Source organism: Stenotrophomonas sp. Steno-Z10-HUANG (assembly GCF_056393075.1).
Genome location: NZ_JBWJPA010000007.1, coordinates 32,367 through 48,112, shown reverse-complemented (window position 1 = coordinate 48,112; position 15,746 = coordinate 32,367). Strand labels below are relative to the sequence as shown.

Below are 15,746 nucleotides of genomic sequence, written 5' to 3'. Positions count from 1 at the left end.
AGCGACGGAGATTCTCTGATACTGCCGCTGCGCCGGCTGCTGCCGAGAATCCCACCCCGACGCCGGAGCCGCGCATCGCGTGGCCGGTGTGCATGGGGAGCGGCATTGGAAACGACACAGGAAGGGCCGCCGCCAACCGCGCCGCGCCCGCTGCAGGGCATCCGCATCCGGGTGGTGCAGGATGATCCGGAGTGGTGCGCGCTGGTGGTCGACGAACTCGCGCGGCAGGGCGCGGCGGTGCGTGGCCTGGGCAGTGTCGAAGCCCTGTACCGCGAGCTGGCGGTGGACGCGTGCGACATCGTCGTGCTCGACGTCATGCTGCCGGGCGAGGATGGATTCAGCGCGACCCGCCACCTGCGCCGCACCGGCGACATGGGCATCGTGCTGGTGACCGGGCGTGGCGCCGCCGCCGACATGGCCCATGGGCTGTCCGTGGGCGCCGATGTCTACCTGCCCAAGCCACTGGAGCTGCCGGTGCTGGTGGCGGCATTGCACAGCCTGGCCCGGCGCATGGCCGCGCGCACCGCTGCATCGCCCTGCCCGGCGCCGGAGCCCGCGCCGCCTCCAGGCGATGGCTGGAGCCTGCGGGCAGGTGGCTGGGAACTGGGGTCGCCCGGCGGCCACGCCGTGGCCCTGTCCAGCGCCGAGCGCGCGCTGCTGCACGCACTGATCGCCAGCCCCGGCACGCCGGTCGGCCGCGAGCGGCTGATCGCCGCACTGACGCCCACGCCCCGGGATTTCGATCCGCACCGCCTGGAAGTGCTGCTGCACCGCCTGCGCGCGCGCGTCCGCGACGCCACCGGCCTGGCCCTGCCGGTGCGCGCACTGCGCGGCCAGGGATACCTGTGGGTGCCCACGCATTCGTGATCCCCGGCTCCCGCTGCATGACGCTGCGCGGCGCCGCTGAGAGCGAGTGTGAGCGAGCGTCAGGAACTGCTACTGCCTTGGCTGCGCCCGCTGCAGAGAATGCCGCCCGGATGCCCTGACCGGGTGTCCCGCGCCTGCCCGCAATGGCAGGCACCGACAACACGCAAGGCCCGGCACGTCGTCAGCCGGGTGGGGCGCAACAGCTGCAGACGCAGGGGAACACCCGTGTACCAATCTCACGAACAGGCCGCTCGCGCGACGTCTTTGCGCGCGCACGCAAATGGATCTGCCGTCCGCGCGATGAAGCTCGCCGGCCTGTTGGCCGCGGTCGGCTTCATGGCGCCGGCGGCCAACGCCGCCGTTACCGCGACCCAGGTGACCACGGCCGCGGACATCGGCATCGGCCAGGACGTGAACGTCACCGTCGACTGGACGCGTACCAGCGCGGGCGGCGACACCGTCACCGTCGTCATCCCCGCCCAGCTCGGCGCCAACCCGCCCGCGCCCCCGGCCGGCTGCACCTACACCGCGCCGAACATGGTGTGTTCGACCACCGCCGGCAGCAGCGGCACGGTGAGCTTCCCGGTGCGTGGCGTGACCGCCGGTGGCTTCAACCTGACCGCCACCGGCACCTCGGGCCCGTCCGCCGCGTTCTCCGGCAACGTGCGCAACGCCGGCGACCTCACCGTCGGCAAGGCCATGACCGTGCCGGCGAGCGGCAGCCCGCTGACCGGTGGCAACAGCACCTTCCGGCTGACGCCGAACATCGCCGCCGGCGGCAACAACGTGCCGGTGGGCGGCAGCATCGTCATCACCGACAACCTGCCCGGCAGCGCGGCCACCGGTTTCGTGGTCACGGGAATCACCTTCGGCGGTCCGCTGACGCCGGCGTGCACCGCGGTGGCCACGGCCAACAGCAGCCGCGTACTGACCTGTACCTATACCGCCGGCGGCTCGGCGATCAGCGCCGCGCAGCTCAACAGCAGCTGGATCGATGTCAGTGGCACCACCCGCAGCTACGGCAGCTTCGTCAACACGGCCTCGATCAGCTCCGCCAATACGCTCTACATCGACCTGGCCGCGGGCAACAACAGCGCCAGCCTCAACTACAACACCGAGCCGGCCACCGACCTGGTGGCGACCATCGCCACCACGCTCAGCAACAGCTCGGCCTCGCCCTCGGCGGGCCTGAGCAACCAGACCATCACCCTGGGTGTGACCAACAACGGGCCCATGGTGTCGGCCGCCGGTGCCGTGGTGGAGACCATCGTTCCGGCCGGCTTCACCCTCGGCACGCTGCCCGCCGGTTGTACATCCACGCCGGCCAGCAGCCTGACCATCGGCCCGCCGGTGAGCGGCGGGACCCAGACCGGGACCTGGAACGGCACCAAGGTCAGCTGCACCGCGGGCACGTTGAACGTGGGGCAGTCCGCACCGTTCGTGATCCCGGTGACCCTGGACAACGTGCGCCGCACCGGCGAGTACCTGCCCGCCGTGCTGACCCTGCCGCCCGGCCAGGACGACGGCCAGCCGAACAACAACAGCGCCACCGTCCGTTACTGGATGGCGCCGTCGGCGGCCGACCTGGGGCTGACCAAGAACAAGCCGGCCAAGGTGGCGCCGGGACAGACCATCAACACCACCCTGACCGTCACCAACCGGGGTCCGGAAACGGTCAGCTGGAGCCCGTCGCAGCCGCTGCGCGTGGTGGACTGGCTGGATCCGCGCGAAATCACCAATGCCTCGGTCACCGCCACCAACGGCTGGGTGTGCACCGTCACCCCGGCTTCGCCGCGCGCCGATGGCGCCAACCCCGCGCAGACGACGCAGGTTTCGTGCGAGCTGCCCGGCCCCGGCACCATGAGCGTCGGCCAGGCGCGTTCCTTCAGCTTCGCCCACACCATCGCCGACGCCGCGACCCTGGGGCCGAACCCGGTGACGCTGACCAACATCGCCTGCACCGGCAGCGAGGTGCTGCGCCTGCTGGGGCTGAACGCGGGCAACGGCCCGCAGCCGGCCGACCCCGACGAGGCCGGCGCGACCGGCGGCATCGCCGAGAACGGCACCAACGGCCAGGACTGCCAGTCCGCCAACGGTATCGGCACCACCCTGGAAGACGTGCGGGTGGGCATCCGCAAGGAATCCTCGGTGGACGGCACCACCTGGCACGACGACGTCGCCGACGCGCCGACCCTGGCCGCCGCCGACAACGACATGCACTGGCGGATGACCATCACCACCGCCGCAGCGCAGGCGACGATCCCGACCCTGCAGGTGAAGGACATCTATCGCGGCCTGATGCGTGCCGCCGCCGCGGCACCGACCTATGTCACGCCGAACATCAGCTTCAACTACGACCTGAGCCAGGCCGCGGGCGCGACGCACAGCTGCCTCGCCAGTATCCCCGGCAATCCGAACTCGTACGGCCAGGGCGGCAGTACCATTGAATCCGGCAATACCACCGAGCAGGTCTGCAGTTTCAACAACGTGCCGGCCGGCGCCACCATCGTGGTCACCGCCACGCTGTCGCGCCCGTTGGGTGCGCCCACCGGCCAGCTGGACAACACCGCCACGCTGGATTCGCCCAATGCGTTCCTGAAGGACCTGTCCGGCGGCAACGTGATGAGCGATACCGCGCGGGTGCGGGTGCTGCCGCGGGCCGACGTGGCCATGGCCAGCAAGACGGTGACGACCAGCATCCCGGCCAGCGGCGGCAACAACCCGATGGCATCGGTGGGCGAGACCGTGCTGTTCACCCTGGTCGCCCGCAACCAGGGCCAGGACCACATCGCCGCCGGCAATTTCCGCATCACCGACAGCCTGTTCACCGGCGCGGCGACGTTGTCCACCCCGGCCTTCGAGGTGCTGGAAGTCAAGCCGGCCGACGTGGCCAAGATGAGCTGCGCGGCCAGCAACCTGGCCAGCGGTTCCATCTCCTGCGTCAACGTCACGACCATCTCCCGCCATGAGGTGCAGACGGTCACCGTGCGCGCGCGCGTCAAGAAGCCGCCGAGCTACACCGGTGCGCTGGGCGACAAGCTGTACGAGAACGTCACCAACACCGCCCAGGTCCACCTGGACAACATGTGCGAATACCGCGCCGATGGCGCGGCGAACTCGAGCAGCTGCGGTGACGCCAACGCGCTGGCGAACAACACCGCCTCGGCCGTGTTCGACGTCACCGTGCCGTCGTTCGACCTGCAGCAGGGCAAGGTGCCGGTGTTCCCGGCCGGGCAGAGCGAGTTCCGCGCCGGCGATGACCTGCGCTACCGCTTCAGCATCCGCAACGCCGGCCCGTCGATCGCCGAAAACATCGAAATGACCGACACCCTGACCGTGCCGTCCGGGTTCACCCTGGCGCTGCAGGGCACGCCGCAGAACCTGAACGCGGGCGCAGCAAGCGCCGGCTACAGTCTGGCCAGCAAGACCGTTGCCTGCACCCAGGCGGCGCCGAACGCCGCGACGGTGTGTACGTTCGGCACCCTGGACGTGAACGAGGAAGTCAACTTCGAGCTGGTGTTCCGGCCCACCGGCGTGTCCACCGCGCCGGTGATCTTCGGCAATGCCGTGCACGTCTGTGCGGACGAGACCAACAGCTACGAATCCTCCGGCAAGTGCACCGCCGATCCGCTGCAGGCCGGCAACAACCTGGCCGCGATCAACAACGTGCTGTTCCCGAGCACCGACCTGGAAGTGGTGAGCAAGACCGCCATGGTCTCGCCGGCCGACGTCGGCCAGGCCGTGCCGTGGCAGATCGTGCTGCGCAACAACGGCATTTCCACCTCCACCCAGATGCGCGTGGTGGATACGCTGCCGTCCGGCTTCGAGTGGATTCCCGGCACCGCCCCGGGCGTGGGCAGCGCCACCGGCGGCGCCACGCTGGCCGCGGCCGGCGGCACCTTGGCCGTGCAGCCCGGCCCGCCGGCGCCGGACGCGGCCGACGTCTGCTACGTCTCCAACGGCGTGGCCAGCGTCACCAGCGCGACCCCGGTGCAGCAGGTGACCTGCCACGTCAACGGCAACTTCCCGGCGGGCAGCGGCTACACCCTGACCCTGCATGCGCGTCCCAAGGCGGGCGTGTACGCCGGGCCGTGGCTGACCGACGTGGACAATCACGCGGCCGTGCAGCCGGGCAAGGACGCGGCCAACGAGGACCTGGCCAAGGACAGCAACCCCAACAACAACGAGCAGGACGGCCCGGTGCAGGTGCGCAACGCCAGCATCGCCGGCCGCGTATTCCTGGACCAGAACAACAACGGCGACACCGACGCCGGCGACACCGGCCTGGCCAATGTCAGCGTGCGACTGACCGGCACCGACGTGTACGGCAACGCGATCGACGTGACCGTCACCACCGACGCCAACGGCGACTATGCGTTCAACGGCCTGGCGCCGTCCGACGCCGCCGGTTACACCCTCAGCCAGGACCAGAGCACCGTGTCCGGCGGCTACAACAACGGCATGCCGCAGCCCAACAGCGCGCGCAGCGTGCGCAATGGCGCCAGCACCGGCGTGACCGACAAGGGCAGCGCCGGCATCGTCGCCAGCGGTGGCGTCATCAGCGGCGTGGTGCTGGGCAGCGGCGGCCAGGGCGTGCAGTTCGACTTCCCCGAAGTCACGCTGTACACGCTGTCCGGCCACGTGTTCCTGGACAAGAACGTCAACGACGTGCGCGACCCGGGTACCGACGAGCCCATCGCCGGCGCCACCCTGGAACTGCTGGAGCTGGTCGGCGGCGACTACGTGCCCGTCGGCGGCCCGACCGGCACCGCGCTGACCGATGCCAACGGCTTCTACAAGTTCGTGGGCCTGGACCCGGCCAGGACCTATGCCGTGCGCGAAGTACTGCCGGCCGGCCATCTCAACCGCCCCAGCGCGGTCAAGCCCGGCACCTGCGGTGGCGCCGGCTGCAGCGCCGGCAGCGCGCAGACCGGCGTGGCCGGCGACGCGCCCACCACCGACCGCATCAGCGGCATCCGGCTCACCGGCAACGGCGAGAACTACGACTTCGGCGAGCAGGAAGGCGCCGAGATCCACGGCCGCGTGTTCATGGATTACGACAACGACGGCGTGCAGAACGGCAGCGACGGCGGCATCGGTGGCCAGACCATCGAGCTGCGCGATGCCGGCGGTACCGTGGTCGCCACCACGACCACCGCCAACGACGGCACGTTCTCGTTCACCCAGCTGCTGCCGGGCACCTACACCCTGCACCAGCCGAACCAGCCGGCCGGCACCGCCAACGGCATCACCACCGCCGGCACCGTCGGCGGCATCACCACCGGCACCGCGACCGGGGTGAACACCACCCCGTCGCAGATCGCCGCCATCACCGTGGCCCCGGGCCAGAAGTCGCTGGAGAACCTGTTCGCCGAGATCCCGACCCGCAGCACCGTCGCCGGCCGGGTATGGCTGGACGGCAACGACAATGGCGTCATCGACGTGGGCGAGCAGGGCATCGCCGGAGTCACGGTCGAGCTGACCGGTACCGACGTCAACGGCAACGCGATCACCCGGACCACCACCACCGGCACCGACGGCAGCTACCTGTTCGCCGACCTGCCGGCGGGCACCTATGCGCTCACCGAGCCGAACCAGCCGCCGCTGACGCTCAATGGCAAGACCGTGGCGGGCAACATCGGCGGCGTGCCGCTGGCCGGCGCCACCGCGACCGGCAAGGCCACCACGCCGTCGGCGATCGGCAACATCGTGCTGGGCGAGAACCAGCACGCGGTGCAGAACAACTTCGGCGAGATCCCGATGAGCGGCTCGATCGCCGGGCGGGTGTGGCTGGACCGCAACAACGATGGCGTCATCTCCGTCGGCGAGACCGGCATTGCCGGCGTCACCGTGCGCCTGACCGGCACCGACGCCCAGGGCATGCCGGTGGTGGCCGAGGTGCAGACCGACGCGAACGGCGACTACCTGTTCGACGGGCTGGCGCCGGGCACCTACACCGTGACCGAGCCGGAACAGCCGGCCGGCACCTTCAATGGCCGTACCCGCGCCGGCAGCCATGGCGGCGACGCCACCGCGGTGGCGACCACGCCGTCGGCGATCAGCGGCATCGTGCTGGGCGCCAACGAGAACTCGGTGGCCAACAACTTCGGCGAGATCCCGCCGGCATCCATCGCCGGCCAGGTCTGGTACGACGACAACGACAACGGGCGCGTCGACGCCGGTGAAACCGGCATCCCCGGCCAGGAGATCGTGCTGGAAGGCGTGGACGACCTCGGCAACCCGGTCCGCGTGACCGCGGTCACCGACGGTGACGGCCGCTACCACTTCCCCGACCTGCGCCCGGGCCGCTACAAGCTGACCCAGCCCAACCAGCCGCCGCAGACGCAGAGCGGGCAGACGGTGCCGGGAACCACCGGTGGCGACGGCACCCCGAAGAGCGAGCCGGTCTCGGTGATCAGCTGGCTGACGCTGGAGCCGGGCATCCACTCGCAGTCCAACAACTTCGGCGAGCTCAACACCGACGTGCCCGACCTGCGGGTCAGCAAGTCGGTGGAGCCGGCGACCCTGGTCACCGGCAGCGCCGCGAGCTACCGCCTCGTGGTGCGCAATGCCGGCCTGGCCGCGACCAGCGGCGAGTACGAGGTGGTCGACCGCCTGCCGCAGGGCGTGACCCTGGCCGCTGTCCCGACGGGCGACGGCTGGAGCTGCACCGGCAGCGCCGGCGACACCCGCTTCAGCTGCCGCAGCAGCACCGTGCTGGCCGCCGGGCAGACCTCGGCCGCGACCCTCAGCGCGCCGGTGCGGGTGGGCGCCGATGCCAGCGCCGGCACCGTCAACAATGCGGTGCTGGTCGCCGGCGGCGGCGAGCCGGAATCGCGCCGCCCGACGCCGGAAGAAGCGCAGGCGCTGGAAGACGGCGACGTCGGCATCCTGCCGGTGTGCGAGGCCGAGGTGGTGCACAACGCCTGCCGCCTGCCGAGCGAACTGGTGAAGGCGTGGCCGGACGTGGTGGTCAGCAAGGCCGCCGACAGCGCCGTGTTCACCGTTGGCCAGCCGGCCAGCTACCTGATCCGGGTGCGCAACATCGGCGAGCGCGCCACCGACGCCGAGTACGTGGTCAGCGAACACCTGCCGGCCGGCATCGTGCTGTCGGGCCTGCCCGCCGGTGACGGCTGGGCCTGTACCGGCAGCGTGGGCGAGCGCCGCTTCGCCTGCGCCAGCGCGCGTGAACTGGCCGCCGGCGCGACCCATCCGGGCGCGATCAAGGTGCCGGTGGACGTGCTGCCGCAAGCCGTGGGCCAGGGCACCGTGAACAATGCGGTGATCGTGTCCGGCGGCGGCGAGGATCCGCAGCGCAAGCCCTCCGACGAGCAGTGGAAGCAGTTCGAGGAAACCCCCGGCCAGCTCGACCTGTGTGACCCGCAGATCAGCCAGAACCTGTGCCGGGTGCCGAACGAGGTGCAGGACGCGCCGGAAGACACGCAGCTGGTGATCAGCAAGCGCGGCGACCGCGCCATGGCCGAGATCGGCGACACCGTGCAGTACACCATCGAGGTGCGCCACGTGTCCGGCAGCGCCGCGCGCACGGTGAACATCGTCGACGTGCCGCCGCGCGGCTTCACCTACCTCGACGGCAGCGCCCGCGTCGACGGCCGCGTGCTGGACGAACCGCTGGGCAGGCCGGGGCCGCGCCTGGGCTTCGACCTGGGCCCGATCGCCGCCGGCGGCCAGCTGCTGCTGACCTACCGCGCGCGCATCGGCGTGGGCGCGCTGCAGGGCGACGGCATCAACCGCGCGCAGGCGCACGGCTGCTCCATTGCCGGCGGCTGCATCGACCCGGTGGGCCTGAACCCGCTGCCGGGCTCGACCCCGTCCAACCACGCCCAGTACCGCGTGCGCGTCACCGGCGGCGTGTTCACCGACGAGGCCTGCGTGCTGGGCAAGGTGTTCGTGGACTGCAACAACAACCACGTGCAGGACCAGGAAGAACTGGGCATCCCCGGGGTGCGCCTGTACTTCTCCGACGGCACCTGGCTGGTCTCCGACTCGGAGGGCAAGTACAGCTACTGCGGGCTGCCGCCGAACAGCCACACGCTGAAGGTCGATCCGTCGACCCTGCCGGTCGGCGCACGCCTGACCACCAGCAGCAACCGCAACCTGGGCGACGCCGACAGCCTGTTCCTGGACCTGAAGAACGGTGAGCTGCACCGCGCCGACTTCATCGAGGGCAGCTGCGCCAACCCGCTGCTGGAGCAGGTCAAGGCGCGCCGTACCCAGGGCGAAGTGCGCGCACCGGAGAGCGAGCCGGGCCAGTCGCCGCTGCGTTTCGAAAGCAAACCCGTCCGTGCGCCGCAGCAGGCCACGGATTCGACCAACCAGAGACCGATCGTGGAACCCAGACCCAACCCGCCCGCCGCATCGGCTTCGCAGGAGGTGCAGCCATGAGCCGCCGTTGCGTGCGCGCGATGCCGCGCCTGAGCCTGCTGGCCTGCGCGCTGGCCACGGCCGCAACCCCGGCCCTGGCCCAGAACGTGGGCAGCAGCACCCGTTTCACCCCGGTGCTGGGCGATGCCTCGACCCTGTACCCGCGCTCGCCGGCGAGCGTGGACGCGGCGCCGGAAGTGGTCGCCGCCCGTCCGGGCGCGCTGGACTACAGCCGCAACGGCGGCGTGGATCGGGTCCGCGTCGAGGTCGATCGTGACGGCGTGCCCGCCGACGGGCAGACGCCGGTGCATGTGCGCGTGCAGCTGCTCGACGGGCAGGGCAGGCCGCTGTCCGGTACCGCCTACGCCACCATCGAGCACAGTGGCGGCCGCATCCGCCTGCCGGGCTCGCGCACCGACGAGTTCGGCCCCGGCGCCGCCGATGCCGACAAGGTCACCCCCGGCGTGCAGCTGGTGGTGCGCGACGGCGTGGCCGAGTTCGACCTGCTGGCCCCGCACGAGCCGCAGGACGTGGTGCTGCGCATCACCGCCGGCGGCCAGGCCGCCGAGGGCGTGATCGGCTTCCTGCCGGAAATGCGCGAGCTGCTGGCCACCGGCCTGATCGAAGGCATCGTCAACTTCCGCAACAAATCCAACGCCGGGCTGATCTCGCCGGTGCAGCACCACGACGCCTTCGACCGCGACATCCGCCGCTGGGAGAAGCAGTTCAACAACGGCAAGGCCAACGCCGCCGCGCGCACCGCGTTCTTCGTCAAGGGCCGGATCAAGGGCGAGTACCTGCTCACCGCCGCCTACGACTCGGACAAGGACGTGCGCGGCCGCCTGCTGCGCGACATCCAGCCCGAAGAGTTCTACCCGGTGTATGGCGATGCGTCGCTGCGCGGCTTCGACGCGCGCTCGGCCGAGCGCCTGTACGTGCGCATCGACAACAAGCGCAGCTACCTGCTGTACGGCGATTTCCAGACCGGCGACACGCTGGCCACGAGTACCGGCATCGGCGGCAGCGGGCCGATCCCGCAGCGCAGCCTGGGCACCTACAACCGCACCGCCACCGGCCTGGGCTGGCATTTCGAAAGCGCGCGCGCGCGCGGCAACGTGTTCGCCATCGAGGACTCGCTGCGCCAGGTCATCGAGGAGTTCCGCAGCCAGGGCAGTGGCCCGTACGCGCTGCGCAACAACGCGGTGCTGGAAGGCAGCGAGCGGGTGGAAGTGATCGTGCGCGACCGCGACCAGCCCACCCGCATCGTCTCGGTCCGCCCCTTGGCCAGGCTCGTCGACTACAGCTTCGAGCCGTTCTCCGGGCGCATCCTGCTCAACCAGTTCATGCCGTCCTTCGACAGCGACCTCAACCCGGTGTCGCTGCGCATCACCTACGAGCTGGACCAGCAGACCGAGAAGTTCTGGGTGTTCGGCGCCGACGGCCAGTTCAAACTGACCGACCGGCTGGAAGTGGGCGCCTCGGCGGTGGAAGACCGCAACCCGTACGCCGAGTTCCGCCTGGGCAGCGCCAACGCCGCCTACCGCTTCGGCGAGAACACGATGCTGGTGGCCGAGTTCGCGCGCACCCGCAGCGAGGTCAACACCAGTTCGCTCAACCAGATCACCTCGCAGGGCCTGAAGGACGTGGTCGGCGAGGTCGAAGGCGATGCCTGGCGCGTGGAGTTCGCGCATGACGGCGACAGGTTCGATGCGCGCCTGTTCGCCGCCCGCACCGACCCGGCGTTCAACAACCCGGCGTCGCCGCTGTATGGCGGCCGCGGCGAGTACAACGCGTGGCTGGGCTACGCGGTCGGACCGCGCCTGGAGCTGTATGTCGAAGGCCTGCGCAGCGAGGACCGCAATCCCGATGGCGGCAAGCGCGATGCCGGCGGCGCCGGCGTGCGCGTGGGCGCCACCGAACGGCTGACCCTGGACGTCGGCCTGCGCAGCATCCGCGAGACCATCGGGGTGACCTCGCCGTGGTCGATGGGCGCGCCGTTCGGCCAGGCCGGCGGCCTGACCGGCGGTTTCGCCACCGGTGCCGGCGGTGGCGCACTGGGCTATGGCCAGCAGGCGCTGGACCCGGCCACCGGGCTGATGGTCATCAACGGCTCGTCCTCGGGCAGCCCGATCACCAGTGACCTGCCGGTCGGCACGAAGCTGGAATCGGACAGTGCCCGGGTCGGCCTGGGCTACCGCTTCAGCGACAAATTCAGCGGTGGCGCCGAGGTCGAACAGAGCGTCAGCGGCGAGGACCGCCACCGCGTCGCCGCCGGCGTCGATTACCAGGTGTTCGAGCGCAGCCGCCTGTATGGCCGCTATGAGAAGCAGACCGGCCTGACCAGTGCCTATGGCATCACTACCACCGACCGCCAGGCCGATGCGCTGGTGTTCGGCGTGGACAGCAGCTACCTGCGCGACACGCAGGCGTTCAGCGAGTACCGGCTGCGTGATGCGATCAGCGGCCGCGACGTGCAGGCCGCGTCGGGCATCCGCAACAACTGGGACATCCGCCAGGGCCTGCGCCTGAGCAGTTCGGCCGAGCGGGTCAACGTGATCGCCGGCGACACCGGCGACAGCACCGGCCTGGCGCTGGCGCTGGACTACAGCGCCAACCCGCTGTGGCGCGGCGCGGTGCGCGTGGAGCACCGCATCTCCGAGGACGTGGCGCACACCGAGGCCAACGAGGCGTTCGACACCACGCTGCTGCAGTTCATGCTGGCGCGCAAGCTCAGCCGCGACTGGACCCTGCTGGGCCGCAACTACCTGCTGGCGACCAACTACAAGGAACGCGGCGACGTCCTGCAGGACCGCTTCCAGCTGGGCCTGGCCTACCGCGACACCGACCGCAACCGGGTCAACGCGCTGATGCGCTACGAGTACAAGCTCGAGCGCGACGAAAGCGGGCTGACCCTGCTCGACGGCCAGGCGGTCAATGGCACCAGCCAGGACGTGCGCACCCGCGCCCACATCGTCTCCTCGCATGCCGACTGGCATCCGTCGCGGCCGTGGTGGCTCACCGGGCGCGTGGCCGGCAAGTGGCAGCGCGACCAGTTCGCCCTGGGTGACGGCGCCCGCGTCGACAGCAGCTTCCGTGCGCTGCTGCTGTCCGGCCGCATCGTCTACGACATTACCGAGAACTGGGACATCGGCGTGCTTGGCTCCACCTTCCGTGGCCAATCCGGCAGCAACCAGTACGCCTATGGCGTGGAAGTGGGCCGCCTGCTGCGGCAGAACCTGTGGCTGTCGGCCGGTTACAACTGGACCGGCTTCGAGGGCGACCGCGACCTCAACGGCTACGAGTACACCCAGCAGGGCGCGTTCCTGCGCCTGCGCTTCAAGTTCGATGAAGACCTTTTCCGCCGTGACCCGGTGCGCTACCGCGACCCGGCCCGCTGAGGACGACCCGATGAAATCTCCGCATACCCGTTCCACCCTGTCCCGCGCGCTGCTGTCCGCCGCCCTCCTGTCCATCGTGGCCGGCAGCGCCGGTGCCCAGCAGACCCGGCTCAACCCGCAGGAAAAGCGCATCACCGACGAAGCCATCCATGCCGACCTGCAGGGCTACGAAGCCACCCAGGGCCGCATCCAGGCGCTCAACGACGCCGGTCGCCCGGTGCGCGACTACGGCATGGCCAAGGCGCAGTGCTGGCTGGACGTGTCGTTCCACGAATACACCCGCAACGACCGCAGCGCGTTCCCGCAGGACGCGCTGACCGAGTCGGAGAAGCTGATCGTGGCCATGGAGAACGGCGTCGCGCCGCTTCCCACCGACACGCCCCTGGTCAACAACGCCCGGTACCTGCGCGACGACCTGTGGCAGCGCCTGAAGGCGATCCACGGCACCCCGGGCTTCAGCTGCGCACAGCAGGCCGTGGCCTGCGGCGAGGTCGAGCTGGTGCACGCCGGCAACGAGTTCAACCAGCAGCAATGGCGCCACTCCAAGCCGTACATCCAGATCGCCGAGGACCTGGTGAACGATGCCGAGGCGCTGGCGCGCCAGTGCGGCGTGGCGCCGGCCGCCGCGCCGGCGGCCACGCCGGGCCCGCTGATCGCCAACGTGCTGTTCGAGTTCGACCGCGACGGCCGCAAGGACATCCGCGGCTACTCGCTGGAGAGCATCGACCGCGCGCTGGCCACCCTCGCCGGTGAGAAGCGCGAACTGGCCGGGGTCACCCTGGTCGGGCACGCCGACCGCATGCAGGGCAGGGGCTTCGACTACAACCAGGGCCTGTCGCAGCGGCGCGCGCAGACGGTGCGCGAGCTGCTGATCGGCCGCGGCATCGACCCGGATGCGATCCGCTACGAATACCGCGGCGATACCCAGCAGGTGCAGCAGTGCGACGGCGTCACGCCGCGTGCCGCGCTGCTGGAATGCCTGCTGCCCAACCGCCGGGTCGAAGTGCGCTTCGAACTGGCCCGGTGAGCGCACGCGCCAGGTGAAAGGTCGCGGTCTGCATCGGTTGCCGGGTGCGCGTGGCCGGCGGATACCGGGTTCAGGGCAGATGGGACATCCGGTTGGGGCCGCGGTTTTCGTCGCGCGCCGGCGCGGCGGCGACCTCGCGCGGTGGCGCCCACGACATCGGCTGGCCGCCGCCGATCGCGATCCAGCCCTGCGCCAGCGCGTGCTCGGGATCGCGCAGGATGCTGTAGAGGTCGACCGTGCGACCGTCGGCCAGGCCCCACAACCCGGCCCAGGTGCCGACGCCGCTGCGGCGCGCCACCTGCAGCGCCCGGCTGACCGCGCGCAGGGTGTCGGTCTGGTTCGCGGTGGCCCCCGGGAACAGCGGATGCGGGGCCACGCCGGCGGACAGGCTGGGGGTCAGGCACTGGCCCGGGGCGACATCCACCTGCAGCCGTTCGATGCGGCGGCACAGGTGCGCGGCCAGTGCGAACGCCGCGGCCTGCGACGTGTTGGCGCGGATCACCACGAACGTGGCCCCGCCCCAGCGCGCCACGTGGTCGTGCTGGTCGCTGCCGCGGACCAGTTCCTCGGCCACCGCGCGCAGCAGCAGGTCGCCGGCGGCATGGCCGTGCAGGTCGTTGAGCGCCTTGAAGCCGTCGATTTCCAGCAACAGCACGGCGCTGCGCAACTCGCCGGTGCGCGCTGACATGGCGGCGTCCAGCAGGCGCTGCGCCTCGCGCCGGTTCGGCAGCCCGGTGAGCGCGTCGATGGTGCCGAGCCTGCGCAGCTGCCGCTGCTGGCGGCGCATGCGCAGGTACAGGGCGCCGCCGCCCAGCAGCAGGATCAGCACCGCCGCCAGTGCGGCATTGCGCAGCAGGCGGTCGCGGCTGGCTTCCTGGACGGCGTTGATGCGGGCCGGGTCCAGCGCCTTCTCGGCGGTGGCCTGCAGCCTCGCCAGCCGGTTGAGGTCGTCGCCCTTCATCCGTGCCTGGTCGATCTGCCTGGCCTGGCGCAGGTAGTCGCGCGCCTCGGCGGTATCGCCGAGTGCCACGCTGGTTTCGGCCAGAATGTCCAGGCTGTCGCGGGTTGCTTCGGGGAACTTGCCGGTTTCGGCCAGCGCCAGCGCCTGTTCGCCCAGCTCCCGCGCCTGCCGCGGCTGCTGCTGCTCGAGCGCGATCCGTGCCAGCCGCTGCAGGGTGACGATCTGCCCGAGCGGGTCGTTCTTCGCCTGCCACGGCAGGATCGCGAGGAACTGCGCCCTGGCCGCCTCCAGGCGGCCGCGGGCATGCTGGATTTCGGCCCGGTGGCCGCGGATCCGGTGCAGCATCACGTCCTGGCTGGACACGCGCCCGGCGATGGATTCGGCGCGGGCGAACGCCCGCTCCGCCTCGTCATGGCGCTTGAGCCGCAGCAGCGTGTAGCCATGGTTGTAGTGCAGCATCACGTCCTGCGCCAGCGGCGGCCGGCGCAGGTGGTCGGACAGCGCCAGCGCCTGCTGCAGGTAGTGCAGCGCGCCTTCGGGGTCGTCCATCTGCTCGCCGCGGATCAGGGCGATGCCGGTCAGCGCGGTGATCTGGCTGCCCACGTCGCCCTCGGCGATGCCGCGCTCGAGCATCGATTCGAGCAGCTGCAGGCCTTCCGTGGTCTGGCCATTGCGCTGCAGCAGGGTGGCGGCCATCTGCAGCGCACGGCCGCGTTCGAAGGCCGGTAGCCCCGGTGTCCGCAGCAGTGCCTGCAGGCGCGCGGCCGATTCCAGGCTGGCGTCGCCCTGGCCCAGCAGTTGGCTGGCGAAGCCGCGGCACCCTTCGGCGCCGATTTCGACCACCACGGGCAGCGCCGGCGTGGCCAGCAGCCGGGTGGCGATTGCCAGCGCCTCGCGCGGGGCGCCGTGCACCGTCGCGTGGCAGCGTGCCACCTGGTCCATCAGCCGTGCATCGGCTTCCGCGGTCTGGGCGCCTGCGGGGCCGGCCACGACCGTCGCCAGCACCGCCCATGGCATCAGGCGGCGGAATCGGGTGGCACGAAGCGGTCGGGGCATGGCGTCCGGTGGTTCCAGGCGGGGGAGCGTCCGGCCGGCTGGCGGCGCGGCA

Annotated in this window: 5 protein-coding genes; 4 read left to right on the top strand and 1 reads right to left on the bottom strand. The window is 71.0% G+C overall.

The genetic code is table 11. From position 1 onward, the window contains the following. Window positions 1–105: 105 nt before the first annotated feature. The 4 genes from AC06E6_RS10895 to AC06E6_RS10880 all read left to right on the top strand — a co-directional run bounded on the left by AC06E6_RS10895 (window position 106) and on the right by AC06E6_RS10880 (window position 13,677). Window positions 106–867 carry a response regulator transcription factor gene (locus AC06E6_RS10895; protein ID WP_478061302.1) on the top strand — a complete coding sequence of 254 codons (762 nt, stop codon included), beginning with the start codon at window positions 106–108 and terminating at the stop codon, window positions 865–867. Window positions 868–1,167: 300 nt separating this feature from the next. After that, window positions 1,168–9,273, top strand: coding sequence for an SdrD B-like domain-containing protein (locus AC06E6_RS10890; RefSeq protein ID WP_478061300.1), 8,106 nt, complete (start codon window positions 1,168–1,170; stop codon window positions 9,271–9,273). After that, window positions 9,270–12,650: a hypothetical protein gene (locus AC06E6_RS10885; RefSeq protein WP_478061298.1), complete on the top strand. Its 3,381-nt coding sequence runs from the start codon at window positions 9,270–9,272 to the stop codon at window positions 12,648–12,650. Before AC06E6_RS10890 ends, AC06E6_RS10885 begins: the two co-directional genes overlap by 4 nt. Window positions 12,651–12,660: 10 nt before the next feature. After that, window positions 12,661–13,677 (top strand): OmpA family protein, encoded by a 1,017-nt coding sequence (locus AC06E6_RS10880; protein WP_478061297.1) that lies wholly within the window; start codon window positions 12,661–12,663, stop codon window positions 13,675–13,677. A 70-nt stretch (window positions 13,678–13,747) separates the two neighbouring features. Here AC06E6_RS10880 and AC06E6_RS10875 read toward each other — a convergent pair whose 3' ends face one another. Further along, the gene (locus AC06E6_RS10875; protein WP_478061295.1) at window positions 13,748–15,694 is read right to left on the bottom strand and encodes a GGDEF domain-containing protein; all 1,947 of its coding nucleotides are present in this window, start codon (window positions 15,692–15,694) and stop codon (window positions 13,748–13,750) included. Window positions 15,695–15,746: the final 52 nt, after the last annotated feature.